We start from the raw sequence: 26,547 nt of genomic DNA, 5'->3' as shown, positions 1-26,547 counted from the left end.
TGCCTAGTCTGTGGGCATTCACAACGGAAATGGAGTGCACATGTCAGGTCCCTTGGCGTCCCTCAAAGTGCTGGATTTTTCCACCCTGCTGCCTGGCCCGTTCGCCTCGTTGATGCTGGCGGACATGGGCGCCGAGGTGCTGCGCATCGAATCGCCCACGCGCATGGACCTGTTGCGGGTGTTGCCGCCCCATGACCAAGGTACGTCGGCCAGCCACGCCTACCTTAACCGCAACAAGCGCAGCCTGGCGTTGGACCTCAAGCAGGCCGAGGCCCTGGAGATCGTGCGGGCGCTGGTGAAAGACTACGACATTGTGCTCGAACAGTTCCGGCCGGGGGTGATGGAGCGGCTGGGGCTGGGGTATGAGGCATTGAAGGCGATCAACCCCCGGCTGATCTATGTGTCGATCACTGGGTACGGCCAGACCGGGCCCTATAAGGACCGCGCCGGGCACGACATCAATTACCTGGCGCTGGCCGGGGTGGCCAGTTACACCGGGCGCCAGGACAGCGGGCCGTTGCCCCTCGGCGTGCAGTTGGCGGACGTGGGTGGGGGCTCGCTGCATGCGGTGGTAGGGCTGCTCGCGGCAGTCATTGCGCGGCAGCAGAGCGGGGTCGGCCAATACTTGGACGTGAGCATGACCGACTGCTCGTTCAGCCTGAACGCCATGGCCGGCGCGGGTTACCTGGCGTGCGGGGTGGAGCCGGAGTGGGAAGGGCACGTGCTCAATGGCGGCAGTTTCTACGACTATTACCGCTCGCGGGATGGACGCTGGATGTCGGTGGGCAGCCTGGAGCCGGCGTTCATGCAGCAACTCTGCACCGCCTTGGGCCGCCCGGAGTTGGCGGCGCAAGGCTTGTCGCCCAAGGCTGAGCAGCAAAAAGCCCTGAAGCAAGCGCTGCAGGTCGAGTTCGAGAAACGCAGCTTTGATGAGCTGTGTGCGTTGTTTGCCGGGGTCGATGCCTGTGTGGAGCCGGTGTTGAGCCTCAGTGAAGCCGTGGAGCATCCGCAGTTGAAGGCACGTGAACTGGTCAGCCAGGTGCCGAGGGGCGATGGTTCGACCCAGGCGCAACTGGCTTGCCCGTTGAAGTTCTCCGACGGGTTGCCGGCGCCCAGGCATATAGGTGTAGCGGTGGGGGCGCACACGGATGAGGTGTTGGCGGAGTTGGGCTTTGGTGCTCAGCGCATAGCCGATTTGCGCCAGGCCAAGACAGTTGGATAGTGACTGCGCGGCTAGATAGTGACTGGGCGGCCGCCGCCATCGCAGGCAAGCCAGCTCCCACCTGTTGACCGCGCCGCCTATCAAAGGTGGGCGCTGGCTTGCCTGCGAAGAGGCCCTCACTCCACCCGGGTTTCGCCGGTAAACACCAAGGTCTGGCGGCACCGCCTGCACAAATACCTTCGGCCTTGAGCCACCATGCCATGGCGCTGGGGCGAGAACGGAAAGTCACTGTCCGCGCACGGGCAGCGGTAGATATAGCGGGTCACCTGGCGGCGCTTCACTTCATAGGTATGGCAACGGTCCGGCGGCAGTTCGTAGACCCCGCGCATGATCAATTGCCATTCCTCGCCATGGGGCTGGATGCGCTCGCCGAACAATTGGTGGGCGATCAAATGCGCCACTTCATGGGCCACGGTCTGCTTGAGGAAGTGTTGGCTGTTTTCACGGTACAACTGTGGGTTGAAACGCAGCAGGTTCTCGTGCAAATGCGCGACACCGGCCTTTTGGCCCCGCAGCTTGAGACTCACCTGGGGGCGTTTGAAGCTTCGTTTGAAAAAGGATTCTGCTTGTAGGAAACAATCTTCGACGCGGGTATTGAGTTGCTCGGGCATGCTGTACATATCTCCAGAGACGCCCAGTATGCCGCAAAGCTGGGTGTTTCCGAATCTGTCAGGCGCCGAATGGTCATGCATAACGCACAAAGCCACCTTGCGGTGGCCTTGCCCACGATTTTATCCGCTCAGTTGGTGTAGATCGGGCCCACGCCCAGGCCCCAGACGATCACGGTAAACGCCATGATCGCCACCAGTACCACCAGGCCCACGGCCAGGACCGAGCTGGAAAACAGGAAGCCCTCATCCGGATCGATGCCCATGAAGGTCGGCAGCCCCACATACAGCAGGTACACCGTGTAACAGATGGCGGCCGTGCCCACGACCATGCCCAGCCACATATGTGGGTACAGTGCGGCCAGCCCGCCGATGAACAGCGGTGTGGCGGTGTAGGTGGCAAACGCAACGCAGCGCGCCATGCTGGGGTTGGCATCGTAGGTGCGGGCCATCCAATGAATGAACGCACCCATCACTGCCACGCCGCCGAGCATGGCGGCGTAGGACATGATGGTCATCCACAAAGCGCTTTCCTGGGTCAGCATCACCGGCGCGCGATTGCCAATGACCCAGCCGACCTGGGTGGTGCCGATAAAGGCGGAAACGGCGGGGATCGCCGCGAGAATCAAGGTATGGGTGAGGTACATGTGGCCGATGCTTTCTTCTTTATCGCCACGGATTTCCCGCCATTCCTGGTCGGGATGGGTAAAAAGCCCCACGACGTGATGGATCATGCCAGTCACTCCTGTCGTTATTACCATCGCCCCCCATCGGAGCGCCCACGGGCCAAATGGCCTCAAAGGTCTGGATAGATATGCGACCTCTAGTCGCAGTATAGGAAGTGATGACCGGAAAAACTGTAAGGCTTTAGAGCGAATTGCGCTGTAAACATTGGCCCTAATCGCGGCGGAGTCTTTTACCGCTAGCCCTTTTGATGGTTTTTTTGCGTAAAATACCCGGCTTTTCGTCACACACCTCTAGCGGATCCAAGCGCCATGGGCACTCTTACGGTCAACCAGAACAAACTGCAAAAACGCCTGCGTCGCCTGGCCGGTGAAGCGGTCGCCGATTTCAATATGATCGAGGACGGCGACAAGGTCATGGTCTGCCTCTCCGGCGGCAAAGACAGCTACACCATGCTCGACGTGTTGCTGCACCTGCAAAAGGTCGCACCGATCAAGTTCGAGATCGTCGCCGTCAACATGGACCAGAAACAACCGGGTTTCCCCGAGCACGTGCTGCCGGCCTACCTCAAAGAGTTGGGTGTCGAGTACCACATCGTCGAAAAAGACACCTATTCGGTGGTCAAGGAACTGATTCCGGAAGGCAAGACCACTTGCTCGCTGTGCTCGCGCCTGCGCCGTGGCACGCTGTACACCTTCGCCGATGAGATTGGCGCGACCAAGATGGCCCTCGGGCATCATCGCGATGACATCGTTGAAACCTTCTTCCTCAATATGTTCTTCAACGGCTCCCTCAAAGCCATGCCGCCCAAGCTGCGTGCCGACGATGGGCGCAACGTGGTGATCCGCCCGCTGGCGTACTGCAACGAGAAGGACATCCAGGCCTACTCCGACTTCAAGCAATTCCCGATCATCCCCTGCAACCTGTGCGGCTCCCAGGAAAACCTGCAGCGCCAGGTGGTCAAGGAAATGCTGGTGGACTGGGAGCGCAAGACCCCGGGCCGTACCGAAAGCATCTTCCGCAGCCTGCAGAATGTGATCCCGTCGCAGCTGGCCGACCGCAACCTGTTCGACTTCACCAGCTTGAAGATTGATGAAACCGCCGCCTCGCGCTTCGTCAATGTTGTGAACCTCTGAGCCGATTCAACGCTCTGACACACGGCGCTCGCGGGCGCCGTTTTCAATTCAATTCCCAGGAGAGGGCATGCGCGATTACAAGTGGCTGCACGAATATTGTCTGAACCGCTTCGGTTCGGCGGCCGAGCTGGAAGCCCATCTGCCTGTACCCAAGACCCCTGCGCAGTTGCGCAAGATCAGCGATGATCGCTACCTGTCGACCCTGGCGCTGCGCGTGTTTCGTGCGGGCTTGAAGCACAGCGTGGTGGATGCCAAGTGGCCGGCATTCGAAAAGGTGTTTTTCGGCTTCGACCCGGAAAAAGTCGTGTTGATGGGCGCTGAGCACCTGGAGCGCTTGATGCAGGACACCAGCATCATCCGTCACCTGGGCAAGCTCAAGAGCGTGCCGCGCAATGCGCAGATGATCCTCGACATCGAGCAGGAGAAGGGCAGCTTCGGCGCGTTTATCGCCGATTGGCCGGTGACTGATATCGTCGGGCTATGGAAGTACCTGAGCAAGCACGGCCATCAACTTGGCGGGCTGTCCGCGCCGCGCTTTTTGCGCATGGTCGGCAAGGACACCTTTGTGCCGAGTTATGACGTGGTGGCCGCGCTGAACGCGCAGAAGATCGTCGACAAGGTGCCGACCAGCCTGCGTGACCTGGCGACGGTGCAGGGGGCGTTCAACCAGTGGCATGCCGAGAGTGGGCGGCCGATGTGCCAGTTGTCGATGATGCTGGCCTACACCGTGAATCATTGAGACCGAGGTGATGCCTTCGCGAGCAAGCCCGCTCCCACATTTGGAGCGCATCTCCCTGTGGGAGCGGGCTTGCTCGCGAAGACTGACTTTCAGGCGACCCGGGCTTCAGCCAGGCGGCGATTTAATTGATGCCGCCACCGCACATACAACAACGCGGTACAAAACACCGCAAAACTCGCCAGCATCTCCGACACCCCGAACCACTGCCGGTTCGGGTCATACGCCGCCAGCGCGCCCTTGATGAAATACAGGTTCACCACAAAGCACATCCACGAATGCCCGCGCGCGCTGCCCAGTAGCATGCCTGGCGCCAGCACCAGCAAGGGCACCAGTTCGATCAGCAGGATCACCCACGGCCGTGCGCCGTGCAGGTCAGCAACGAACAGGTAGTACACGCACAGCAACCCCACCAAGGCGAAAAACGCCAGCAGGCTCAGCGCGCGGGCCATTCTGACCCGTGGCTCCAGCCACGCCTGGGGCGGCAGGACCTTAGGCTTTCTGGCCACGGCCGTTCTCCAGCAGCGTGGCGGTGCTGGCCAGGCGCAGGCCGAGGGCGCGGCACAGGGCGATTTCATGTTGATCGAGCAGGCGCTTGCCGTCAGGCCCGGCATGGTGGCTGGCGCCATAGGGCGTGCCGCCACCCTGGGTGTCGAGCAACGCCTGTTCGCTGTAGGGCAGGCCGGTGATTAGCATGCCGTGGTGCAGCAACGGCAACAGCATCGACATCAGCGTGGTTTCCTGGCCGCCGTGCAGGCTGGCGGTGGAGGTGAAGACCCCGGCTGGCTTGCCGACGAGGGCTCCGGTGAGCCATAGGTTGCTGGTGCCGTCGATGAAATACTTGAGCGGCGCTGCCATGTTGCCGAAACGGGTCGGGCTGCCGAGGGCCAGGCCGGAGCAGTGCTTCAGGTCATCCAGGCTGGCATACAGCGCGCCTTCGTCCGGGATGCTTGGCGCCACGGCTTCGCACTCGGTGGAGATCGCCGGCACGGTGCGCAGTCGCGCTTCCATACCGCCTTGCTCGATGCCCCGGGCGATCTGCCGGGCCATTTCGCTGACCGAGCCGTTGCGGCTGTAATACAGCACCAGCACATACGGCGACGTCACGGCAGTATCTCCAATACGTTTTCCGGCGGACGCCCAATGATGGCTTTGTCGGCGGTTTCCAGGATCGGGCGTTCCATCAGCTTCGGGTGCTCGGCGATAGCGGCAATCAACTGCGCTTCGCTGAGGCTGGCGTCAGCGAGGTTGAGCGCCTTGTATTCATCTTCGCCGGTGCGCAGCAGTTGGCGGGCGCTGATGCCCAGTTTGCCCAGCAGTGACTTCAATTGCGCGGCGTCCAGTGGGGTTTCCAGGTAGCGCACCACGGTGGGCGTGAGGCCGCGGGCTTCGAGCAGTTCCAGCGCACCGCGGGATTTCGAGCAGCGCGGGTTGTGATAAAGCGTCAGATCGGTCATGTGCGGGTCGCATCTTGCGTAAGGTGGCGGGTATTCTACCCGCGCAGCGACCTGTCCTTAAACCGTAAGAGGCCATAGGTCGCAGCCAACGTTCATTTTTGCGAAGGATTACCCCATGACAAGGCGACTGATCGGTGCATTGGCGATCATCACAACCCTGCTGCTCAGCGGCTGCGGTAACGATTACGGCGTTGACCAATATGGCCAGAAAGTGGCTTCCGAACGCTTGGACAAGCAGTGGCTGGTGGTCAATTACTGGGCTGAGTGGTGTGGCCCGTGCCGCACGGAAATCCCCGAGCTCAATGCCTTGGCCGAACAGTTGAAGGCGCAGAACGTCGGTGTGTTCGGGGTCAACTTTGACAATGTGCAAGGTGAAGAACTGAAGGCTGCCAGCGACAAGCTGGGCATCAAGTTCACGGTGCTGGCGCAGAACCCGGAAGAGATCTTCGACATCCCGCGCAGCGAAGCGTTGCCAGTGACCTACATCATTGACGACAAGGGCAAGGTGCGCGAGCAGTTGATGGGTGAGCAAACGGCGGAAGGCGTATTGGCAAAACTCAAGGCCTTGCGCGGCTAAAGCAGCCACTCAAAACAAATGTGGGAGCGGGCTTGCTCGCGAAGGCGGTGTGTCAGTCACCGGATATGCCGGCTGAACGTCCGCCTTCGCGAGCAAGCCCGCCCCCACATTTTGATTGCGAAAGGCTAGGGTTAGCCTTCTTCCAGCCACAGGCGAATCGGCAGGCCATCGGCCGGCCAGAAGCGTGTCTGTTCGATCGGCGAGATGTCCCAGCGCTGCACCCCTTGCAGGGCCTGGAAGAAGCGGTGTTCCTGCTCCATCAAGGCCTCGGCGCAGAGTTTGCGGGTGCTGCCGATCTTGCCGAAGCTGAGCTTGTCGCCCTCGACGGTGTACGGTGCGAACCAGTGGTTGCAACCGCCGTTGCCGTAGGCGCGGCCATCGGCGCCGAGGGTGACGGTCAGGTGCGCGTAATCCATCAGCGGCCGTTCACCGATCCATTCCACCACGTAGCTGTGATCCTGCTTGAGCTTGGCCGAGTCCCCGGCGCAGCCCGTCAAGGCCGCCCCGACGGCGGCGAGCAGAAGCAGGCCTCTCATTGCGCGGCCTTCTGGCATTTAGGGCAGCGGTGCTTGTCGCCCTCGCTGGCCCAGCCCAACTCGGCGATGCGCACATTGGCGGCCGGTTGCAGCGGCTCTTTGCTCAGCTTGGTTTCCACCGCAAACTCGAACTCCAACACCGCATCGCAGCTGTCGCAGTTGACTTTCCAGGTATGAATCTCCAACTCGCCGAATTTCGGCCCCTGGGCCATGGCGACCCACTGGCCCGCCGGGCGGATGGAGTAGCGCGCATCACCTTCAACGGTGAGGCGCATCGACAGGGTTTTACTGCCGCGCAGGGAGACGATCAAAACGTCGCCGTGCTTGATCGAACCACCGTTGCCAGTGACCTGGTAACGGCCCGGCACCAGGGCGCGGCATTCGATCAGGGTGTGTTGCGGGCTCAGCAAACTGAAGCGGAAATCGTGTTCGGCCATGGATCCTCCAAATAGGCGCGGCATCCTATCACGGGTGCTGGCTCATCATGAGCCTGGTATGTGACCACTGATCATCCTTCGACAAGGTTCTGCGCCTGGCCGTCGGCCCAGGCCGCGATGTTGGCCAAGGTGGTGCCGGCGATGGCCGCCAGGGCTTCGCGGGTCAGAAACGCCTGGTGGGCGGTGATGATCACATTGGGGAACGTCAGCAGGCGCGCGAGCACGTCGTCTTGCAGCGGCAGGTCGGAGCGGTCTTCGAAGAACAGCTGTGCTTCTTCCTCATACACATCCAGCCCGAGGTAGCCGAGCTGGCCGTCCTTGAGCGCTTCGATCAGCGCCGGGGTGTCGACCAGCCCCCCGCGACCGGTGTTGATCAGCATCGCGCCAGGCTGCATCTGCGCCAGGGAGCGGGCGTTGATCAAGTGTTTGCTGTCGGCGGTGAGCGGGCAGTGCAGGCTGATGATCTGCGCCTGTGCGAGCAGTTCAGGCAGGCTCACATAGCGCGCGCCCAGGGCCTGGACCTGCGGGTTGGGGAAGGGGTCGTAGGCGAGCAACTGGCAACCGAAGCCGGCCATGATCTTGGCGAAGGTAGCGCCGATCTGGCCGGTGCCGACCACGCCGACCGTCTTGCCCACCAAGTCGAAACCGGTGAGGCCATGCAAGCTGAAATCGCCATCGCGGGTACGGTTATAGGCGCGGTGCAGGCGACGGTTAAGGGCGAGGATCAGTGCGACAGCGTGTTCGGCCACCGCATGGGGCGAATAGGCCGGCACGCGCACGATCGTCAGGCCCAGGTGCTTGGCGGCAAGCAGGTCCACATGGTTGTAGCCCGCCGAGCGCAAGGCAATCAGCCGCGTGCCGCCCTTGGCCAACTGTTCCAGCACCGGGGCGCTGAGGTCGTCGTTGATAAAGGCGCAGACCACCTCGTGATGTTCGGCCAGGGCCACGGTGTCGAGGTTGAGCCGCGCGGGCTGGAACTGCAGCTCCAGGCCTGGCGACAGCGGCTCGCCGAGGAAACTGTCGCGGTCGTAGGTCTGACTACTGAAAAGAATGACACGCATGGAAATGCTCCCTGCAATTACAAATGAAGAATCAGGCTTTTGTGGTGAGCGGGCCTGCCCCGCGCGAGACCAGGTCGTTCACCAGAAAAGCCTTTTCCTGTGCACAGTCAGGCGTTTACTCGCGCTTCACTGGCAAGCCGGGCAATGGCCATGTCCAGTTCGTCCAGCGCGTGCAGGGCCTTGGCGTCGTCCTGCTTGAGCAGGGTTTCGGCGCGGTGGCAGGCCGCCCGCAGTTGTGGCACGCCGCAGTAACGGGTTGCACCGTGCAGGCGGTGCACACGTTCGATCAGCGCATTGTTGTCATTGGCGTCACGGGCGAGGGTAATTGCCAGGCGATCGGCCTCAAGCGATGCCAGTAGCATCGCCAGCATATCCGCCGCCAGGTCAGCCTTGCCGGCGGCCAGGCGCAGCCCTTCTTCGTGATCGAGCACCGGAAATTGCACGCCGGGGCCGAGGCCGTCGGTGGCACGTTCCGGACCTTGATTGCGCAGGGCCAGGCCGGTCCATTTCAGCACCACCTGGGCCAGTTGCCGCTCGCTGATGGGTTTGGTCAGGTAGTCATCCATGCCGCTTTGCAGCAACGCGCGTTTTTCATTGGCCATGGCGTGGGCGGTCAGAGCGACCACCGGCAGGGGCGTGCCGCTGCGTTCGCTTTCCCATTGGCGGATTGCCTCGGTGCTCTGGCGGCCGTCCATGCCAGGCATCTGCACGTCCATCAATACCAGGTCGAAGGTGTCCTGTTTCACCGCGTCGATGGCCGCATATCCGCTTTCCACCGCGCGCACCCGTGCGCCCATGTCTTCCAGCAGGGTCTGGACCAGCAACAGGTTCGCCGGGTTGTCGTCCACGCACAGCACGCGTGGCGCACGGCTGGACAACGGCTCGCCCGGTTCGCTGCGCGCCGGGCGCGGGCTGATCAGGTCGGACAGCGCACGGCGCAGTTTGCGCGTGCACGCCGGCTTGGCCTGCAACTGGCTGTTGGGGTTGGGCACCGATTGGTTGAACAGCATCTGCTCGGTGGTGGGGCACAGCACCAGCACCTTGCAGCCCAGGTGTTCGAGGTCCCACAGGTGTTGGTTGAGGCGCTCGGGCGGGATGTCATTGGCGGTCACGCCGAGCACCGCAAGGTCAATGGCCTGCTCAGTCTGATGGGCGCTGGTGATGCCGTTGGTCAGGCTTTCCAGGCTATTGAACGGCGTGACTTCCAGGCCGCAGTCTTCCAGTTGATGTTGCAGGGCCTGGCGTGCCAGTTCGTGGTTTTCCAGCACCGCCACGCGATGGCCCAGCAGCGGCGCGGACGGCAGGTCTTCGACATCGTCACGGGTCTTGGGCAGGTTCAGGCTGATCCAGAATTCCGAGCCTTCGCCTGGTGTGCTGTCGACGCCGATTTCACCGCCCATCTGCTCGATCAGGCGCTTGGAAATCACCAGCCCCAACCCGGTACCGCCAGGTTGGCGCGACAGTGAGTTGTCGGCCTGGCTGAAGGCCTGGAACAGCGCGCGCACGTCCTGGCTGGACAGGCCGATGCCGGTGTCCTGCACGCTGATGCGCAATTGCACGCTGTCTTCCTGCTCGTCCTCGATCATCGCGCGGGCCACGATGGTGCCTTCGCGGGTGAACTTGATCGCGTTGCTGATCAGGTTGGTAAGGATCTGCTTGAGGCGCAGCGGGTCGCCCACCAGCGCCAGGGGCGTGTCGCGGTAGACCAGGCTCACCAGTTCGAGCTGCTTGGCATGGGCAGCGGGGGCGAGGATCGTCAGGGTGTCTTGCAGCAAGTCGCGCAGGTTGAACGGGATACTGTCGAGGACCAGTTTGCCGGCCTCGATTTTCGAGAAGTCGAGGATCTCGTTGATGATGCCCAGCAGGTTGTCGGCGGACTTCTCGATGGTGCCCAAATAGTCGAGCTGGCGCGGGGTCAGCTCGCTCTTTTGGAGCAGGTGGGTGAAGCCCAGGATACCGTTGAGCGGCGTGCGGATCTCGTGGCTCATGTTGGCCAGGAACTCCGACTTGATGCGGCTGGCCTCCAGGGCTTCCTTGCGCGCCAGGTCCAGCTCGATGTTCTGGATCTCGATGGTTTCCAGGTTCTGGCGCACGTCTTCCGTGGCCTGGTCGATGCTGTGCTGCAATTCTTCCTGGGCGTTCTGCAGGGTTTCGGCCATGCGGTTGATGCCCGAGGCGAGCTGATCCAGTTCCTGGCTACCCAGCAGTGGCAAGCGGGTTTCCAGGTTGCCGTCCTTGAGCTGGGCCACAGCTTGCTTGATCTGGCCGATCGGCGAATTGATCGTACGGCTGATGCGCAGGGCCAGGGCCGCGGTGCAGATCAGGCCGATGGCAATCAGCAGCAGGCTGGCGAACAGGCTGCGGTAGCCCCGCAGCAACATGCCGTTGTGGGACAGCTCCACCTCGACCCAACCCAGCAGGCGATCGGCTTCGTCCGGGATCAGGTCGCCGGCGAGGTTGCGATGGCGTCCAAACACCGGCAGCAAGTAGCGGGTGGCGTCATTGCCGGTACGCTGCAGCAGGTGCGAGCTGTTGCCGATGGGCGGCTGGTTGAGCATGGTCGGGCCGGCATGGGCGAGGGGCGCGCGGTCCGGGCTGAGGAAGGACACGGCGCGCACGTCCGGCTGTTCCAGCGACTGGGTGGCTATGCGCTCCAGCAGGTCGGTATTGCGCGCACTCAAGGCAGGCGCCACCAGGGGCGCCAGTTGTTCGGCGATCATTTCGCCGCGTTGCAGCAATTGCGACTGCAGTTCCGAGAGCTGCATCCAGGTGAAATAGCCCCCCAACAGCGAGGCCATCAGGCTGGTCGGTAATAAGGTCAGCAACAGTACGCGGCCTTTTATCCCCATTCTTGTCAGCACGCCACTCTCCTGCTACCACATTGATATCTACGGAATTGCGCGGGCATCCGGCCCGGCCACCTGCGCAGTGTAGCCATTTGCGCGCGGAGTAATCTTGCAAATTAATGACATACGGCAATCATCAAGCCATTTGGCGCCCGGTGGCGATTGCCTGGGGCGGGGTAATCTTGAATAATCAGCGATTGAGAATGACTTGCAGATACTAATGAATCCCGCAGCAATCGGCCTACCCAGTATCCTGACCATCGAAGATGACCCCGTGCTGGGCGCCTATGTCCATGAGCACCTGGGCCGCTGTGGTTTCCATGTCACTTGGTGCCAGAACGGCCAGCAAGGCCTGCAGATGGCGCGCGACCAGGTGTTCGATGTGGTGTTGATGGATATTTTGCTGCCGGGGATGGACGGCCTGTCGATCCTCACCCATTTGCGCCAGAGCCATTCGATCCCGGTGATCCTGATGTCCGCGCTGGGCGCCGAAGCCGATCGCGTCAGTGGTTTTCGCCTGGGCGCCGATGACTACCTGCCCAAGCCGTTCAGCATGGTCGAGTTGCGTGTGCGCATTGAGGCGATCCTGCGTCGGGTGGCCCTCGACCGCCGCCCGCTGCCGACCCTGGCAGCGGTGCGCGACGACGCCCGCACCCTGCGCTTTGACGATGAACTGTGCGATGTCTTCTACCTGGAACACTGGGCCGGCTTGACCCGCACCGAATACCGCCTGCTCGAAACCCTGCACCGCAACAGCGAGGAAGTCCTCAGCAAGGCCTTCCTTTACCAGCACGTGCTGCAACGCGGTTATGCCCCCCACGACCGCAGCCTCGACATGCATATCAGCCAGATCCGCCGCAAGCTCAAGGCCATCGGCTACACCGAGCGCGAAGTGCGCACGGTGTGGGGCAAGGGCTATGTGCTGAGCGGTCTCGATGACAGCCTTTGAACGCCCCTTGAAACGGCTGCCGGGCAAGCACTCGTTGTTCTGGAAACTGGCCTGCCTGCTGATCGCCTTCTGTTTGCTGATGATCTGGCTCAGTTGGTCATGGGGCCGGTACATGGAGCAGAAGAACGCCTATTTGTCCGACGAGGCGCGGATCACCTTGAGTGGGTACGCGGTCGGTGCTGAGCAGGCGTGGAATCGCGGCGGCCATGCTGGCGTGGACGCCTGGTTGCAGGCGATGGGCAAGCGTGAAAGCACCTGGATAGGCTTGATCGGCAATGACCTGCAGTCGCTGAGCAGCTACCCGCTGACCGATAGGGAAAGCCAGCGCCTGACCTTTCTGCGGGGCCTGGACTGGCCGGTGAGTCGGCATGTCAAAGGCCTGCCGTGGCTGAAAATCCCGTTTCCCGTCGACCCCAACGCGGGTTCGCTGGTGATTGAGTTGCCGCAGCGCTTCATGCCGGGGCGTTACCAACTGTTCTGGCGGGTGGTGACCAATGGCGTGATCCCTGGCCTGTTTACCCTGTTGCTCTGCGTGGGGTTGTATCGATTGCTGATCATGCCCCTCAATCAACTGCGCGAGCAGGCCAATGCCTGGCGTGCCGATCAGTTGAATACACGGCTGTCCGACGATGCCACCAGCCGCCAGGATGAACTGGGCGAGCTGGGCCGCGCATTCGATCACATGTCCGAGCGTCTACAGGGCACCGTGGTATTGCAGCAGCAGTTGCTGCGGGACATGTCCCATGAACTGCGCACGCCCTTGAGCCGCTTACGGGTGGCCTGTGACAGCGAGCAAGACCTGGCGCAACTGCGCGAGCGGCTCAGCCGTGAGATCGACGCCATGCAGCGCCTGGTGGAAGACAGCCTGCAACTGGCCTGGCTGGACACTGAGCGGGCGCCGCTGCCCCGGGAAGATATCCAGGTTCAGGCGCTGTGGGACATGCTGCGCGAAAACGCCTGTTTCGAGAGCGACTGGCCGCCGTCGCGCCTACCATGCCTGTTGGGCGCGGAGTGTTGGGTGCGCGGCAATCTGAATGCGTTGGCCCAGGCGCTGGAAAACATTTTGCGTAATGCCATCCGCCATTCGCCGGTGGGCGGCATGGTCAGCCTGGATGGGCGTCGTGAGGGGGATTTCTGGCACCTGTGGCTGGAGGACCAGGGCGGCGGAATAGATGAAGGCGACCTGGAACGGATCTTTGCGCCTTTTACCCGCCTGGACGGTTCACGCCCCGGCGATGGTGGCTTCGGCCTGGGCTTGAGCATCGCGCGCAATGCCGTGCAGCGCCAGGACGGTAGCCTGTGGGCGGAAAATACCGGGCAAGGGCTGCGGGTGCATGTGCGCTTGCGGGCCTGCTAAGCGCGACGCTGTTTGCGTTTTTTCCATTGGTGGGCCACCCACCAGCGCCAATAACCCATGGTCAGGCAATAGGCGAGGGCGCCCAGCACCAGCCCCAGCACCACTGAACCCAGCAGGAACGGCTGCCACAATGTGCTCAATTGGCCGCTGATCCATTCCCAGGTCAAATCGTCGGGCAGGCTGCGGGGCGGCACATTCATCAGCCAGGCGCCGGTCATGTAAGTGCAGATAAACACCACCGGCATGGTAATCGGGTTGGTCAGCCACACCAGACTGACCGCGATCGGCATATTGCCGCGCACTGTGATCGCCAGCACCGCCGCCAGCAGCATCTGCAAGGGAATCGGAATAAAAGCCGCGAACAAACCCACGGCCATCGCGCGTGCGACCGAGTGCCGGTTGAGGTGCCAGAGGTTCGGGTCATGCAGCAACGTGCCGAGAAACTGTAATGACTTGTGTTCCCGGATACTGCTGGGGTCGGGCATGTACCGTTTGAATAGGCGCCGGGGCATAAGGGGTCCAGATCAATTCGAGGGGCAAGTATGCCCGCATTCTATAAACAGAAAATTCAGACTTTGTGACAAAACATCATAGGCCGTGCTCGGCGCTCGGCTAAGACTGAGTGGATCACTTGAAAAGGATGATTCATGAGGACAGGGATGTTCGCGTTTGCGCTGGGGCTGCTGGCGCTGCGTTTTTTACCCGCGTTGCCCGCTACCGGCTGGCTGATCGCCTTGCTGGTGCTGGCATTGATGCTGTTGCCGTTTCGCACTTACCCCTTGGCGTTTTTCTTGGTGGGGCTGAGCTGGGCCTGCATCAGCGCACAGTGGGCGCTGGATGATCGCCTACGGCCAGCATTGGACGGCCAGACACGCTGGGTGGAAGGGTGGGTGACCGGGTTGCCGCAACAGACGGGCGAGGGCGTGCGTTTCGTGCTGACCGACAGTCGGTCGCGTAATGCCCGCTTGCCCACACGCATTCGCGTCTCCTGGCGTGGCGGGCCGTCGGTGCGCAGTGGCGAGCGCTGGCGCTTGGCGGTCACCCTCAAGCGACCAGCCGGGCTATTGAATTTCCACGGCTTTGATCAGGAGGCCTGGCTGCTGGCCCAGCGTATCGGTGCCACCGGCACGGTAAAGGACGGCGAGCGCTTGGCACCCGCACGCAATGCCTGGCGCGACAGTGTGCGCCAGCGCCTGATGGCGGTGGATGCCCAGGGCCGGGAGGCGGGCCTGATTGCGCTGGTACTGGGTGATGGCTCTGGATTGGCCGCCGCCGATTGGCAGGTCTTGCAGGACACGGGCACTGTGCACCTGCTGGTCATCTCCGGCCAACACATCGGTTTGCTGGCGGGCTTGATCTACGCATTGATCGCCGGGTTGGCGCGCTACGGCTGCTGGCCCCGCAGCTGGCCTTGGTTGCCTTGGGCGTGTGGCCTGGCGTTCGGCGCCGCGCTGGGGTATGGCTTGCTGGCAGGCTTTGGCGTGCCGGTGCAGCGCGCCTGCGTGATGGTGGGGTTGGTGTTGTTGTGGCGGTTGCGATTCCGGCATCTCGGACTGTGGTGGCCTTTGCTGCTGGCACTCAATGGGGTGCTGGTCCTGGAGCCGTTGGCGAGCCTGCAACCCGGTTTCTGGCTGTCGTTTGCGGCGGTGGCGGTGTTGATCCTGGCGTTCGGTGGGCGGCTGGGCCCCTGGCGCGTGTGGCAGGCGTGGACCCGGCCGCAATGGCTGATTGCTATTGGGTTGTTCCCGGTGCTGCTGGTGTTGGGGCTGCCCATCAGCCTGAGTGCACCGTTCGCCAACCTAGTGGCGGTGCCGTGGATCAGCCTGGTGGTACTGCCGCTGGCGTTGCTCGGGACGGCGTTGCTGCCGCTGCCGTTTGTGGGTGAAGGCTTGCTGTGGCTGGCGGGCGGCGCACTGGATGGGTTATTCAAGGGCTTGGGCTGGTTGGCCGGGCAGGTGCCGGCGTGGATTCCGGCCGATGTGCCGTTGGGCTATTGGCTGGTGAGTCTGCTCGGCGCCGTGCTGCTCCTGCTGCCCAAGGGCGTGCCGTTTCGTGTGCTGGGCTGGCCGATGCTGTTGCTGGCGGTGTTTCCACCACGTGAATGGGTGCCCCATGGGCAGGTCGACGTGGTGCAGTTGGACGTCGGGCAGGGGCAGTCGCTGATCTTGCGCACCCGGCACCATACCTTGCTGTATGACGCTGGCCCGCGCTCCGGAACCTTTGACCTCGGCGCGCGGGTGGTGCTGCCATCGCTGCGAAAACTGGGGGTAGGGGCGTTGGACCTGATGCTGCTCAGCCATGCCGACGCAGATCATGCCGGCGGTGCGGCGGCGATTGCCAAGGGCCTGCCGATCAAGCGCGTGGTGGGTGGAGAAACCGACGGGCTGCCGGCCTTTCTCGGCACTCAGCCGTGTATCAGTGGCGAGCGCTGGACCTGGGACGGTGTGACCTTCGAACTCTGGCAGTGGCCTGATGCTATTGCCGGCAACCCGAAGTCCTGTGTGTTGCGGGTGCAGGCCAATGGCGAGCGTCTGTTGCTGACCGGCGACATCGACCGCGCCGCCGAACAGGCCATGCTCGCCTCACCCCTGGCGGTGCCGACCGATTGGTTGCAAGCGCCGCACCATGGCAGTCGCAGCTCTTCGTCCTGGGCGTTTCTGGAGCGCCTCGCGCCGCGTTCCGTGCTTATTTCGCGGGGGCGTAGCAATGCGTTCGGCCATCCCCATCCTCAGGTGATGGCGCGTTACCAGCGGCTGGGTAGCCAGGTGTATGACAGCGCCGAGCAGGGGGCGGTGCGCCTGCAATTGGGCGCTTTCGCGCCACCGGTTGTTGCGCGTAGTCAACGCAGGTTCTGGCGCGAGCGGCTACCTTAGGCGCGGATGGCTGCGGTCGATGGGGTCTGTGGCCTGCGAACCTATATGGTAAAGTGGCGCACTTTTTCGAGGGGACATTCACTGTGTGGGAATTGGTCAAATCCGGCGGCTGGATGATGTTGCCGATCATCATGAGTTCTATCGCCGCACTCGGCATCGTCGCCGAACGCCTGTGGACCCTGCGTGCCAGTCGCGTTACCCCCGAGCATCTGCTGGGGCAGGTCTGGAGCTGGATCAAGAACAAGCAGTTGGACAAGGACAAACTCAAGGAACTGCGCGCCAACTCCCCGTTGGGTGAAATCCTTGCTGCGGGCCTGGCCAACTCCAAGCATGGTCGCGAGATCATGAAAGAGTGCATTGAAGAGGCTGCCGCCCGCGTCATCCATGAACTGGAGCGCTACATCAATGCCCTCGGCACCATCGCCGCCATGGCGCCATTGCTTGGCTTGCTGGGTACCGTGCTGGGCATGATCGATATTTTCAGCTCGTTCATGGGCTCCGGCATGACCACCAACGCGGCCGTGCTGGCCGGGGGTATTTCCAAGGCGCTGATCACCACGGCGGCGGGCTTGATGGTGGGTATCCCTTCGGTGTTCTTTCACCGTTTCCTGCAACGTCGCATTGATGAGCTGGTGGTCGGTATGGAACAGGAAGCCATCAAGCTGGTGGAAGTGGTGCAAGGCGACCGTGACGTCGACCTGGTTGGGGGCAAAGCGTGAAATTTCGCCGCAAGCAACGGGAAAATGTCGATATCAACCTCGCGTCGCTGATCGACGTGGTGTTTATCCTGCTGCTGTTTTTTGTCGTCACCACCACCTTCACCCGGCAAACCGAGCTGCGCGTCGACCTGCCGGAAGCCGTGAGCGGTTCGCCGGCCGAAGACCAGGAAGTCAAGCAACTGGACATCGCCATCAGCGCCGAAGGGGTGTTTTCGGTGAATAACCAGTTGCTCGAGAAAAACGACCTCGCCAGCCTGATGGATGCCTTGCAGAAAGAGTCCGGCGGCGACACCAAGCTGCCGCTCTCCATCAGTGCCGATGGCAAGACCCAACACCAGGCTGTGATTACCGCGATGGATGCCGCCGGTAAGCTCGGCTTCAGCCATCTGCGCATGACCACCGTCGAGGCGGCGAGCCAACCCTGATGGCCATGTCCGATCGTTTGCTCAAGGCCTGGTACGAGGGCCATCCGGCACTCACGCTGTTGCGGCCGTTGGAGTCCCTGTATCGCCGGGTGGTGCAGCGCAAGCGCGCACGCTTCCTGGCAGGTGAGGGCGGCATTTACCAATCACCGGTGCCGGTGGTAGTCGTCGGGAATATCACCGTCGGCGGCACCGGCAAGACGCCGTTGATTCTCTGGCTGATCGAACACTGCCGGCGCAGCGGCCTGCGCGTGGGGGTGGTCAGTCGTGGCTATGGCGCCAAGCCCCCGCAGTTGCCGTGGCGGGTCGAAGCCAGCCACAGCGCCGACGTCGCAGGTGACGAGCCTTTATTGATCGTGCAGCGCTGCGGTGTACCGCTGATGATCGACCCCGATCGCAGCCGTGCAGTCAAGGCGTTGCTGGCCAGTGACACCCTGGACCTGATTCTCTCCGACGACGGTCTGCAACATTACCGTCTGGCCCGTGACCTCGAACTGGTGCTGATCGACGCGGCCCGTGGCCTGGGCAACCGCCGTTGCCTGCCTACGGGGCCGTTGCGTGAACCGGTGGAGCGCCTGCAAAGTGTCGATGCGCTGCTGTATAACGGCGCCACCAGCGACCGCGAGGACGGCTTTGCCTTCCGTTTGCAGCCCACCGCACTGGTCAATCTGCAGACTGGCGAGCGCCAGCCGGTGAACCACTTTGCGCCGGGCCAGCAGGTGCATGCGGTTGCCGGCATCGGTAACCCGCAACGTTTCTTCAATACCCTTGAAACGCTACACTGGCAGCCGATACCCCATGCGTTTGCCGACCACGCGCCCTACAGCGCCGAGGTCTTGAATTTTACGCCGTCATTGCCGCTGGTCATGACCGAGAAGGACGCGGTGAAGTGCCGCGCTTTTGCCCAGCCTGACTGGTGGTACCTTACGGTGGATGCGCTGCCGTCGCCGGCGTTCGTCGCCTGGTTCGACACGCAGTTGATGCGCCTGCTGCCTGCCCGTCTCTTGCCTTAAACCGCTTTTTTCCAGGAAACACTCATGGACACCAAACTGCTCGATATCCTCGCTTGCCCGATCTGCAAAGGCCCGCTCAAGCTCAGCGCCGACAAGACCGAGCTGATCAGCAAAGGCGCAGGCCTGGCCTACCCGATCCGTGATGGCATCCCGGTGATGCTCGAAAGCGAAGCCCGCACCCTGACCACTGATGAGCGCCTGGATAAATGACCACAGCCTTTACCGTAGTCATCCCCTCCCGCTATGCATCGACCCGCCTGCCGGGCAAGCCGCTGCAGCTGATCGGCGACAAGCCAATGATCCAGCGGGTGTGGGAACAGGCCTGCAAAAGCAGCGCCGAGCGCGTGGTGGTGGCCACCGATGACCCGCGCATCATCGAAGCCTGCAAAGGCTTCGGCGCTGAGGCCGTGCTGACGCGCGAAGACCACAATTCCGGTACCGACCGATTGGCCGAAGTCGCCACCCAGCTGGGCTTGGCGCCCGACGCCATCGTGGTCAACGTGCAAGGTGACGAGCCGCTGATCCCGCCGAGCGTGATCGACCAAGTCGCCGCCAACCTGGCCGCCCATGGCGAAGCGCGCATGGCCACCCTGGCCGAGCCGATCGAAGACATCGAGACCCTGTTCAACCCGAACGTGGTGAAGGTGGTCAGTGACATCAATGGCCTGGCACTGACATTTAGCCGCTCGACCTTGCCATGGGCCCGCGACGCCTTTGCCAAGCAACCTGACGTGTTGCCAGAAGGCGTGCCTTACCGTCGCCATATCGGCATCTACGCCTACCGCGCGGGCTTCCTGCACGACTTCGTCAGCTGGGGCCCGTGCTGGCTGGAAAATACCGAATCATTGGAGCAACTGCGGGCGCTGTGGCATGGCGTGCGCATCCACGTGGGCGATGCGCTGGAAGCGCCGCCGGCGGGTGTCGATACCCTGGAAGACCTTGAGCGCGTCCGTCGCCTGCTGGGGGCCTGATGGAGGTCTTGTTTGTCTGCCTGGGCAATATCTGCCGCTCGCCTACCGCCGAAGGCGTACTGCGCCATAAGTTGCGCGAAGCCGGGCTGGCGGGCCAGGTCGACGTAGCGTCCGCCGGTACAGGTGAATGGCATATCGGCAACCCGCCAGACCAACGCAGCCAACGCGCGGCGCTGGTGCGTGGTTACGATCTGTCGGCCCAGCGTGCCCAGCAGGTGTCCCGTGCTGATTTTGCCCGCTATGACTTGATCCTGGCCATGGACCACAGCAACCTGCGCAACCTCAAGGCTATGCAGCCAAGCCAGGGCAAGGCAGAGCTGGACCTGTTCCTGCGCCGTTACGACGCTGAAGTGGACGAAGTGCCAGACCCGTATTACGAAGGTGAACAAGGCTTCGAACGGGTCCTGGACCTGATCGAGCGTGCCTGTGATTTATTGGTGATCGAATTGAAGGGGCGGTTATGACCTTGCAAGTGCTTGCGCAGGTATCGCTCAAGCCATTCAACAGCTTTGGCATTGATGTACGTGCCCAGCTGTTCGCCGAGGCCCATAGCGACGACGACGTCCGTGAGGCCCTGGCCTATTCGAGCGCCCACGCGGTGCCGTTGTTGGTGATTGGCGGTGGCAGCAACTTGCTACTGACCCAGGACATCCCGGCGCTGGTGCTGCGCATGGCTACCCGAGGTATCCGCGTGCTGCACGATGACGGCACGCAGGTGGTGGTCGAAGCTGAGGCGGGCGAAGCCTGGCACCCCTTCGTGCTGTGGACACTGGAGCAGGGCTTCTGCGGCCTGGAAAACCTCAGCCTCATCCCCGGCACCGTTGGCGCAGCCCCGATGCAGAACATCGGCGCCTACGGGGTGGAAATCAAGGACGTATTTGCCGGCCTCACTGCGCTGGACCGCCACACTGGCAAACTGCGTGACTTCACTCTGGAAGAATGCAACTTCGCCTACCGCGACAGCCTGTTCAAGCACGAGACCGGACGCTGGCTGATTTTGCGGGTGCGTTTTGCCCTGAGCCGCGCCAGCCACCTCAAGCTCGACTACGGTCCGGTGCAACAGCGCTTGGCGGGGCAGGGGATCACCGACGCGACGCCAAGCGACGTCAGCCGTGCCATCTGCAGCATACGCCGGGAAAAACTGCCTGACCCGGCAGAACTGGGCAATGCTGGGAGCTTCTTCAAGAACCCACTGGTGTCCCAAGTACTGGCGGCTGAATTGCAAGCGCTGTACCCAGACCTGGTGGCCTACCCGCAAGCCGATGGGCAGATGAAGCTTGCGGCCGGCTGGCTGATCGACAAGGCCGGCTGGAAGGGCTTCCGTGACGGGGATGCCGGCGTGCACAAGCTGCAGGCGCTGGTGTTGGTCAACTATGGCGGTGCCACGGGGCACGACATTGCCAATCTGGCCCGGCGTATCCAGCAAGACATTGCACAGCGCTTCAAGGTTGATCTGGAAATGGAACCCAACCAGTACTGACCGGTTGCTCTCGGAGCGTTAGAAACAAAAATGCCCCGTATCTTTCGATACGGGGCATTTTTTATTGCACCAGCGATCAGTCGTCGCGGCTCATGATGCCGAAGATCTGCAGCAGGCTGACGAACAAGTTGTAGATCGACACATACAGGCTGACGGTCGCCATGATGTAGTTACGCTCACCACCGTGGATGATCGCGCTGGTCTGGAACAGGATGCACACCGAGGAGAACAGCACAAAACCTGCGCTGATCGCCAGTTGCAGCCCGCTGATCTGGAAGAACATGCCTGCAACCACGGCTGCCAGCAGCACGAAGAAGCCGGCGGTGATGAAGCCACCCAGGAAGCTCATGTCCTTGCGGGTGATCAACACGTAGGCCGACAGACCACCAAACACCAGGGCCGTCATGGCAAACGCCGAGCTGACCACTTCCGCACCACCGGCCATGCCGAGGTAACGGTTGAGGATCGGGCCGAGGATAAAGCCCATGAAACCGGTCAAGGCAAACGCCGACACCAGGCCCCAGGCCGAGTCACGCAGCTTGTTGGTGAGGAAGAACAGGCCATAGAAGCCAATCAGCACGACAAAGATATTCGGGTAGCCGACGCGCATCTGTTGGGCCACAAACGCCATCACGCCGCTGAATGCGAGGGTAAGGGCGAGCAAGCCATAGGTATTGCGCAACACGCGGCTGACTTCAAGCTGCTCAGCCTGCGCGTTACCATTCACTGCGTAATTCTGTTCGCGCATGGCGACACTCCTTCGGTTTTGAAACGTTCAGTCGCAAAGATCATAACAGACGCTCTGTAACAAGCGATGCCGAGTGTTTGACAGTGTGTTTCATTCGGGTATTATGGCGCCCGCTGAGACGGGATAGGCTACTATAATCCTGTGACGCACAAGGGAAATTGGCAGAGTGGTTGAATGCACCGGTCTTGAAAACCGGCGGACGTTAAGAGCGTCTCCAGGGTTCGAATCCCTGGTTTCCCGCCAAGATTCAAACGAAAGCCTCGCGAAAGCGGGGCTTTTGTGTTTCTGGGGTTTGGGTGGGGTTCGACGGCTTTCCATTGGGCGTCCATAACGCTTGAGGTGTTCCAGAACTTTCCTATCTTGATGCCTTGTCCCGGCGCAAGCGCAACACAATCAGGGCGCATGCGCAGCGCGATCCCACGGTCATTACCTCATCAATTTTGTGACTTTTCTGACGAGCTTTTTCTCGTCATCTCCTTGTTTTTTTACTATTATCGTCCATCTGCGAACTCAAGGAAGAGAGGCTGAGCGCCTTGAGACTGGTAGAAAATTCACACTTGATCATTGACGGTGTCATGACTTTTACCCAGAACCTAACGACTCAGCCAACCATAAAGACCTCTTGGTGAAACCGATGGATAAAATGTGTGGCGTCGTTGTAGTGGTAGGCCTTGCTCTCTCGGGATGCGTTACTAAAACTCCAGAAAAACCTAAAGTGGCTCCCCCTCCTGCCGTCGTCCAGCAAGCACCCTCTGAAGTCGCACCTTCGACACCCGCAAAATCGCCTGAGGGCTATGAGGCCGTCCCTGCTAACGCCAGTGCTGACGTCCCAATCGCTACCTATCCCAAAGCCGCTCCGGCGGAATCAGAAACAGGCCTGAACCAGAATCGCGCTGAGCAATGCCGTAAAGAGCTGGATGTCTTGCGGCTCTACAACAAAGCGTCTTACGCCAAATACGAAGCGGAATACCAGACCATTGCTGTCAAGACTGCCAAATACATGGAAGTCAAAGACTCGTTGGGTCCCGATCTGAACTACATGGTAATGCCCGCCTATCAATTCCAAATTCGTGAGTTCTGCTTCCGCGTCAAGACTCGTCTGTCGGAGCTGGTGCTTCGCCAAGCCAAATAATGATTTCACGCCAGGGTGCGTCTTTTGCCCGTTGAGGAAGCTCTGAAAAAGACTTCCCTCTCTGGCGGAACACTTGCCCTGGAAGGGCTCGAATCCCTTGCGTCCCGCTACACCAATAAAGAAATCCCGCGAGTTGAACACTCTGCGGGATTTTTTCTGCCCGCGATTTGAGTGAGCCCCCGCTTTTCCTATCCCTCACTCACGACCCGCAAGCGTTTCACCCGATACATCTCGCCATCCGCATGACTCAACAGCGTATCTGCATCCTCCCCATCCCCCGGGTAAAACGCCACACCAACACTGCAGGACGGCATCTTCACCCCGCCAAATTCAGCGCCCAGCGGCTCGGCCATGGCCGCGAGTATCTGCGCCACCTTGCCGGCAACCGCGTCCGGCGACTGGATATCGGTGATCAGCACCGTGAATTCGTCACCGCCCATCCGGGCCACCAGGTCGGTGTCGCGCACGCAGCGCTCCAGTCGTCGTGCAATCACACACAGCACGCGATCACCCATGGCATGGCCGTGCACGTCGTTGATGCCCTTGAAGTCATTGATGTCCAGGAACAGTAACGCGAGGGTGTGGTTGTGACTGCGTGCGGCTTGCAGGGCCTGGTCCAACCGATCGTTGAACAGTGATCGGTTGGTGAGGGCGGTCAGCGGGTCATGATGGGCGAGGAAGCGCAGCTCCTCCTCGGCCTGGGTGAGCGCAGTGACGTCCCGCGCGACGCCGATTCGTGCCCCCACCTCTTCGGACCAGAAGGCCGCCCATAGGATGTGCACGACGCTGCCATCCTTGCGGATGTAGCGATTGCGAAAGTCGACGTGGGGTTGGCCATTCATGACCCGGACAATGGAGGCTCGGGTGCGCGCCAGGTCTTGCGGGTGCATGTATTGGGTGATCTGCGTGCCCGTCAGCTCTTCGGCACGGTAGCCGAGCAGTGCCTCACAGGCATCGCTAACGAAGACAATCACGTTATCGCTGTCGACGACGAAGACCGTATCCAGCATCAGGTGGATCAGTTTGGGATAAAGGGCTTGCAAGTCGACGGGCATGGGGCATCAGGCGTCCGGTTCGTATGGGTCGATCATAGCCCGATCATGAGGAGCGGCGGCGAGGGCGCGGCCTATTTTTTATGGCGTGCTCGCCAGCCGGGCCTTGGTTGTGCAAGGCCGCTGACGAAACGTATGATCGCAACGAGCGACCTGCCTGGTCGCCAAGCCTCACCCCCAAAAAGGACATGAGCATGCAAAAGCACTTCGGTAATTCAGGCCTGTTCAAGGCTGCTTCGTATCTCTGCAACGAAACCCTCGGCAGCAGCATTGCCCACTGGGAGTTGAAAAACAGTGCGTTGAATACGAAGGAGTTTTTGATATGTCCAAAGAATTACTCGGAGTTTCTGCTCTAGGGTTGATGGTAATCGGTGAGTTTTGTGCGATCTACAGTGAGGTAGTTACCGCCAGGCTGGCTCAGGCAGGCGATGGTTCGTGGCAAGGGTTCATCATGCCGGTGGTGGTGATGTGCTTTGCCGGCCTTTGTCTGTTGGGGGCTTACTGGCTGGGGTATCTGGCGGTCGGTGACATTTGGGTGGTCACGGTGGTGTCCATCACATCGTTATTGCTGCTGGAGCCTGTGGTGATTTGGGCACTGTTCCATGAAGTCCCCGGGCGGGGTGCGTTGATCGGCTTTTGCCTGGGCGCCTTGGGCATGCTCGCCACGGTCTTGCTGTAGCTGCACGTTCTGGCCCGGCATTGGGATGTCGGGCCAGTTTGCCGGTTTATCACGGGCAATACCTTCCACTACCGCGCCTGCGGTTGGGTGTTAAGGCAGTGATACTCAGCTCAGCAAAACAGCTGCGCCACCGAAAGCAGGCAAATCACCTGAACAACCATTTGTGCTCGAATTGGATGTTTCATTGCCGTCTCCCTCAATTACAGCTGCTGATGGGTATGCCGTCGGTGATGGAGACAACCGCGTCAGCCCCTCAAAGGTTGAACTGCCACCCTGGATCGCCGACAACACACGCAACTGTTACAAACAGTATAGACCCTGGAAAATATTCGTGGCGGCTGCGCCTTTTCACCGCCCCGGCGGCTTCTGCTTACAACTATCTCCCCACCGCCATTGCACTTTTCTGGATTTCTCCGCTCTATCCTTGTCCCAGCCCCGCCGATCCCCGCGTGGGCAGATGAGCCAGATCGGGTGCCGATGGATCGCACGTTTCCTTGTTTCAACCTTCGACGGATGCGCCAGCCCTTGTTGCTGGCGGCCGTGTTAATGCTCTGTGCCAGCGGTTGCAGCCAGCAGCAGGGGCGCGATATCGCCAAGCAGTTCAGCAATGGCAAGCCCGATGAGTTCTTCCAGACCAGTGTGGATCGCATGGCGACGCTGGGCATGCGTGGCAACCTGCAAAGCCTGTATTTGCTGATGAATAAACTCTACCTGCGCAATCCCAGCCAATGGCGCCAGTCGGGTTATCCGGATGCGGTTACGGCGGCGCGGGAGATTCGCCAGGCCATCGAGCAACGGCGCGCGCTACCCGCCCTTGGGGAGCGTCGTGATTTGGTGGCGCTGAGCTATTCCTTGAGCCCGGAATTCAAGGGCGATCGGGTTGGCGCGTTTATCTATGCGATCGGCAGCATGATCGTCACCGCCCACGGCGGGCGCACCGAGTTCTACATCACCGACTCGATCAACCCGCAGTTCGTCAGCAATGCCGCGCGCAATATCGAGAAGGCCACCTGGCTGTTAAGCAAACGCCAGGATGCGAATGGCGTGCTGCTGCTGTTTTCCAATGAGATATCGGAGGAGGGCAGCAACCTGAGTTTTGCGGTGGAGTTCGGCAAGATTGTCGCGCGCCTCGACCTGCTGACCCAGATGCTCGACGAGCGCTACCGCCGCATTGGCCTGAACTATGCGCAGAGCTTGTTGCTGATGAATTTCCTGCCAGTGCAGTGACCCATGTACGGGCACGCAACACCGTCAGTCATCCCCTGAACGCTTGTTTATCCCTGATGATGGGTGCGGTGTTTCCCTTTCCTCTGTAGGAAGTGGCCTATCTTGCCTCCCCGTGCTTGAAACACCCTGCGGTCATCAATAGCCTCGGATTTTTCCGAAAGAGAGAGGCCTCCAGCATGGGTAAGCAAAAAACGGTTTGGCCTACTGATCGCGAAATACGTTTGCGCTTTATCCTCTTTGCCGTGATCGATGCGGCGAGTGCCCAGGGCGTTTCCGCCGACGTGTTGCTGCCGGCACACAAGCTGCTGCGCGAATCACCGACCGAGGCGCAGTTGCTCGAGGTACTGGGTGAGATACTGGACGCTGATGAAATGTATGGTTTTCGGCTCCCGCCTGGGTCGGAAGCGGAAGAGTTGATGCACACGTTAAGGAAACCTGAGCACTAGTTGCGCCCTGTTAGATCGTTTATTTCCATAAGATTGGTCGAGATTCCAGGATCGAATATCCATAGTGTCGTTTTACATCGTTCAACAATCAGGATGAATGCCATAACGACGAAATCCTCATCATCACATCCGGCGCAGCTGTTTTCTTCAGCTAAGCTCTCCCCCGAACATCCATTCCT

The 26,547-nt window shown here is 61.2% G+C and carries 30 protein-coding genes and 1 tRNA gene; 19 read left to right on the top strand and 12 right to left on the bottom strand.

The genetic code is table 11. From position 1 onward, the window contains the following. Nucleotides 1-40 precede the first annotated feature (40 nt). Nucleotides 41-1,222, top strand: coding sequence for a CaiB/BaiF CoA transferase family protein (locus tag KUA23_RS17940; RefSeq protein ID WP_100490403.1), 1,182 nt, complete (start codon nucleotides 41-43; stop codon nucleotides 1,220-1,222). A gap of 116 nt (nucleotides 1,223-1,338) precedes the next feature. Here KUA23_RS17940 and KUA23_RS17935 read toward each other — a convergent pair whose 3' ends face one another. Together KUA23_RS17935 and KUA23_RS17930 are read right to left on the bottom strand one after the other, a co-directional pair. Then, nucleotides 1,339-1,833, bottom strand: coding sequence for a SprT family zinc-dependent metalloprotease (locus KUA23_RS17935; RefSeq protein WP_034106983.1), 495 nt, complete (start codon nucleotides 1,831-1,833; stop codon nucleotides 1,339-1,341). 128 nt (nucleotides 1,834-1,961) lie between these two features. Further along, entirely contained in the window at nucleotides 1,962-2,564 is a 603-nt protein-coding gene (locus tag KUA23_RS17930; protein ID WP_078049014.1) for a Yip1 family protein, read from the bottom strand. Between the two features lie 261 nt (nucleotides 2,565-2,825). Here KUA23_RS17930 and ttcA point away from each other — a divergent pair, with 261 nt between their 5' ends. After that, nucleotides 2,826-3,650, top strand: a complete 825-nt coding sequence (gene ttcA, locus KUA23_RS17925; protein ID WP_014718888.1) for a tRNA 2-thiocytidine(32) synthetase TtcA — start codon at nucleotides 2,826-2,828, stop codon at nucleotides 3,648-3,650. A gap of 67 nt (nucleotides 3,651-3,717) precedes the next feature. Then, nucleotides 3,718-4,389 carry a DNA-3-methyladenine glycosylase I gene (locus KUA23_RS17920; protein WP_078049013.1) on the top strand — a complete coding sequence of 224 codons (672 nt, stop codon included), beginning with the start codon at nucleotides 3,718-3,720 and terminating at the stop codon, nucleotides 4,387-4,389. An 89-nt stretch (nucleotides 4,390-4,478) separates the two neighbouring features. Here KUA23_RS17920 and KUA23_RS17915 read toward each other — a convergent pair whose 3' ends face one another. The 3 genes from KUA23_RS17915 to arsC are packed head-to-tail and all read right to left on the bottom strand — an operon-like array spanning nucleotide 4,479 to nucleotide 5,843. Beyond that, the gene (locus tag KUA23_RS17915) at nucleotides 4,479-4,895 is read right to left on the bottom strand and encodes a DUF2069 domain-containing protein (protein ID WP_252992549.1); all 417 of its coding nucleotides are present in this window, start codon (nucleotides 4,893-4,895) and stop codon (nucleotides 4,479-4,481) included. Beyond that, nucleotides 4,879-5,493 (bottom strand): NAD(P)H:quinone oxidoreductase, encoded by a 615-nt coding sequence (wrbA, locus tag KUA23_RS17910; protein ID WP_252992548.1) that lies wholly within the window; start codon nucleotides 5,491-5,493, stop codon nucleotides 4,879-4,881. The genes KUA23_RS17915 and wrbA overlap by 17 nt, the downstream gene beginning before the upstream one ends. Further along, on the bottom strand, nucleotides 5,490-5,843 hold the full coding sequence (gene arsC / locus KUA23_RS17905; protein WP_252992547.1) for an arsenate reductase (glutaredoxin): 354 nt from the start codon (nucleotides 5,841-5,843) through the stop codon (nucleotides 5,490-5,492). Before arsC ends, wrbA begins: the two co-directional genes overlap by 4 nt. 115 nt (nucleotides 5,844-5,958) lie before the next feature. On the opposite strand from arsC, the gene KUA23_RS17900 reads away from it, so the two are divergent. Continuing rightward, nucleotides 5,959-6,420, top strand: a complete 462-nt coding sequence (locus KUA23_RS17900; RefSeq protein ID WP_078049009.1) for a TlpA disulfide reductase family protein — start codon at nucleotides 5,959-5,961, stop codon at nucleotides 6,418-6,420. Between the two features lie 131 nt (nucleotides 6,421-6,551). On the opposite strand, the gene KUA23_RS17895 is transcribed toward KUA23_RS17900, so the two are convergent. The 4 genes from KUA23_RS17895 to KUA23_RS17880 all read right to left on the bottom strand — a co-directional run bounded on the left by KUA23_RS17895 (nucleotide 6,552) and on the right by KUA23_RS17880 (nucleotide 11,315). Beyond that, nucleotides 6,552-6,956: an META domain-containing protein gene (locus KUA23_RS17895; RefSeq protein WP_078049008.1), complete on the bottom strand. Its 405-nt coding sequence runs from the start codon at nucleotides 6,954-6,956 to the stop codon at nucleotides 6,552-6,554. Further along, the gene (locus tag KUA23_RS17890; RefSeq protein WP_252992546.1) at nucleotides 6,953-7,393 is read right to left on the bottom strand and encodes a hypothetical protein; all 441 of its coding nucleotides are present in this window, start codon (nucleotides 7,391-7,393) and stop codon (nucleotides 6,953-6,955) included. Before KUA23_RS17890 ends, KUA23_RS17895 begins: the two co-directional genes overlap by 4 nt. Nucleotides 7,394-7,464: 71 nt before the next feature. Next, nucleotides 7,465-8,454, bottom strand: a complete 990-nt coding sequence (locus tag KUA23_RS17885; RefSeq protein WP_252992545.1) for a 2-hydroxyacid dehydrogenase — start codon at nucleotides 8,452-8,454, stop codon at nucleotides 7,465-7,467. Nucleotides 8,455-8,561: 107 nt separating this feature from the next. Further along, a complete protein-coding gene (locus KUA23_RS17880) occupies nucleotides 8,562-11,315 on the bottom strand; it encodes a response regulator (protein WP_252992544.1) in 2,754 nt (917 codons plus the stop codon). A 205-nt stretch (nucleotides 11,316-11,520) separates the two neighbouring features. Between KUA23_RS17880 and KUA23_RS17875 the strand changes: the two genes are divergently transcribed. Further along, nucleotides 11,521-12,249 carry a response regulator transcription factor gene (locus KUA23_RS17875; protein ID WP_346356345.1) on the top strand — a complete coding sequence of 243 codons (729 nt, stop codon included), beginning with the start codon at nucleotides 11,521-11,523 and terminating at the stop codon, nucleotides 12,247-12,249. Next, nucleotides 12,236-13,606, top strand: coding sequence for a sensor histidine kinase (locus KUA23_RS17870; RefSeq protein ID WP_252992543.1), 1,371 nt, complete (start codon nucleotides 12,236-12,238; stop codon nucleotides 13,604-13,606). Before KUA23_RS17875 ends, KUA23_RS17870 begins: the two co-directional genes overlap by 14 nt. On the opposite strand, the gene KUA23_RS17865 is transcribed toward KUA23_RS17870, so the two are convergent. Then, nucleotides 13,603-14,118, bottom strand: a complete 516-nt coding sequence (locus tag KUA23_RS17865) for a DUF2062 domain-containing protein (RefSeq protein ID WP_012724913.1) — start codon at nucleotides 14,116-14,118, stop codon at nucleotides 13,603-13,605. The two genes, KUA23_RS17870 and KUA23_RS17865, sit on opposite strands and share 4 nt — an antisense overlap. A gap of 135 nt (nucleotides 14,119-14,253) precedes the next feature. Here KUA23_RS17865 and KUA23_RS17860 point away from each other — a divergent pair, with 135 nt between their 5' ends. The 8 genes from KUA23_RS17860 (at nucleotide 14,254) to murB (ending at nucleotide 21,084) form a co-directional block, all read left to right on the top strand. Beyond that, nucleotides 14,254-16,479: a DNA internalization-related competence protein ComEC/Rec2 gene (locus KUA23_RS17860; protein ID WP_252992542.1), complete on the top strand. Its 2,226-nt coding sequence runs from the start codon at nucleotides 14,254-14,256 to the stop codon at nucleotides 16,477-16,479. 83 nt (nucleotides 16,480-16,562) lie between these two features. Then, nucleotides 16,563-17,198 carry a MotA/TolQ/ExbB proton channel family protein gene (locus tag KUA23_RS17855; RefSeq protein ID WP_012724911.1) on the top strand — a complete coding sequence of 212 codons (636 nt, stop codon included), beginning with the start codon at nucleotides 16,563-16,565 and terminating at the stop codon, nucleotides 17,196-17,198. Next, nucleotides 17,195-17,623: an ExbD/TolR family protein gene (locus tag KUA23_RS17850; RefSeq protein WP_078049001.1), complete on the top strand. Its 429-nt coding sequence runs from the start codon at nucleotides 17,195-17,197 to the stop codon at nucleotides 17,621-17,623. The genes KUA23_RS17855 and KUA23_RS17850 overlap by 4 nt, the downstream gene beginning before the upstream one ends. Then, nucleotides 17,623-18,633, top strand: a complete 1,011-nt coding sequence (lpxK, locus tag KUA23_RS17845) for a tetraacyldisaccharide 4'-kinase (protein ID WP_252992541.1) — start codon at nucleotides 17,623-17,625, stop codon at nucleotides 18,631-18,633. Before KUA23_RS17850 ends, lpxK begins: the two co-directional genes overlap by 1 nt. Nucleotides 18,634-18,657: 24 nt before the next feature. Next, nucleotides 18,658-18,843 (top strand): Trm112 family protein, encoded by a 186-nt coding sequence (locus KUA23_RS17840; protein ID WP_003174668.1) that lies wholly within the window; start codon nucleotides 18,658-18,660, stop codon nucleotides 18,841-18,843. Beyond that, nucleotides 18,840-19,604 carry a 3-deoxy-manno-octulosonate cytidylyltransferase gene (gene kdsB / locus KUA23_RS17835; RefSeq protein ID WP_099491806.1) on the top strand — a complete coding sequence of 255 codons (765 nt, stop codon included), beginning with the start codon at nucleotides 18,840-18,842 and terminating at the stop codon, nucleotides 19,602-19,604. The genes KUA23_RS17840 and kdsB overlap by 4 nt, the downstream gene beginning before the upstream one ends. Beyond that, nucleotides 19,604-20,068, top strand: a complete 465-nt coding sequence (locus tag KUA23_RS17830) for a low molecular weight protein-tyrosine-phosphatase (RefSeq protein ID WP_025858159.1) — start codon at nucleotides 19,604-19,606, stop codon at nucleotides 20,066-20,068. Before kdsB ends, KUA23_RS17830 begins: the two co-directional genes overlap by 1 nt. Then, on the top strand, nucleotides 20,065-21,084 hold the full coding sequence (murB, locus tag KUA23_RS17825) for a UDP-N-acetylmuramate dehydrogenase (RefSeq protein ID WP_078048998.1): 1,020 nt from the start codon (nucleotides 20,065-20,067) through the stop codon (nucleotides 21,082-21,084). The genes KUA23_RS17830 and murB overlap by 4 nt, the downstream gene beginning before the upstream one ends. A 76-nt stretch (nucleotides 21,085-21,160) precedes the next feature. On the opposite strand, the gene KUA23_RS17820 is transcribed toward murB, so the two are convergent. Beyond that, nucleotides 21,161-21,832, bottom strand: coding sequence for a Bax inhibitor-1/YccA family protein (locus KUA23_RS17820; protein WP_078048997.1), 672 nt, complete (start codon nucleotides 21,830-21,832; stop codon nucleotides 21,161-21,163). Between the two features lie 152 nt (nucleotides 21,833-21,984). Here KUA23_RS17820 and KUA23_RS17815 point away from each other — a divergent pair. Together KUA23_RS17815 and KUA23_RS17810 are read left to right on the top strand one after the other, a co-directional pair. After that, a tRNA-Ser gene (locus tag KUA23_RS17815) sits at nucleotides 21,985-22,075 on the top strand. 391 nt (nucleotides 22,076-22,466) lie between these two features. Beyond that, entirely contained in the window at nucleotides 22,467-22,964 is a 498-nt protein-coding gene (locus tag KUA23_RS17810; RefSeq protein ID WP_487250806.1) for a hypothetical protein, read from the top strand. Between the two features lie 188 nt (nucleotides 22,965-23,152). On the opposite strand, the gene KUA23_RS17805 is transcribed toward KUA23_RS17810, so the two are convergent. Next, complete coding sequence (locus KUA23_RS17805) at nucleotides 23,153-24,019, bottom strand: GGDEF domain-containing protein (protein WP_252992540.1); 867 nt, start codon at nucleotides 24,017-24,019, stop codon at nucleotides 23,153-23,155. A gap of 358 nt (nucleotides 24,020-24,377) precedes the next feature. Here KUA23_RS17805 and KUA23_RS17800 point away from each other — a divergent pair, with 358 nt between their 5' ends. The 3 genes from KUA23_RS17800 (at nucleotide 24,378) to KUA23_RS17790 (ending at nucleotide 26,368) form a co-directional block, all read left to right on the top strand. Next, the gene (locus tag KUA23_RS17800) at nucleotides 24,378-24,695 is read left to right on the top strand and encodes a hypothetical protein (protein ID WP_177409503.1); all 318 of its coding nucleotides are present in this window, start codon (nucleotides 24,378-24,380) and stop codon (nucleotides 24,693-24,695) included. Nucleotides 24,696-25,208: 513 nt separating this feature from the next. Then, complete coding sequence (locus KUA23_RS17795; protein ID WP_252994294.1) at nucleotides 25,209-25,922, top strand: hypothetical protein; 714 nt, start codon at nucleotides 25,209-25,211, stop codon at nucleotides 25,920-25,922. Between the two features lie 176 nt (nucleotides 25,923-26,098). Continuing rightward, nucleotides 26,099-26,368 carry a hypothetical protein gene (locus tag KUA23_RS17790; protein ID WP_252992539.1) on the top strand — a complete coding sequence of 90 codons (270 nt, stop codon included), beginning with the start codon at nucleotides 26,099-26,101 and terminating at the stop codon, nucleotides 26,366-26,368. Nucleotides 26,369-26,547 lie beyond the last annotated feature (179 nt).

Source organism: Pseudomonas pergaminensis (genome assembly GCF_024112395.2).
Taxonomy (GTDB): domain Bacteria; phylum Pseudomonadota; class Gammaproteobacteria; order Pseudomonadales; family Pseudomonadaceae; genus Aquipseudomonas; species Aquipseudomonas pergaminensis.
The sequence above is the reverse complement of the archived record's forward strand: the minus strand, read 5'-3'. Positions and strand labels throughout refer to the sequence as shown.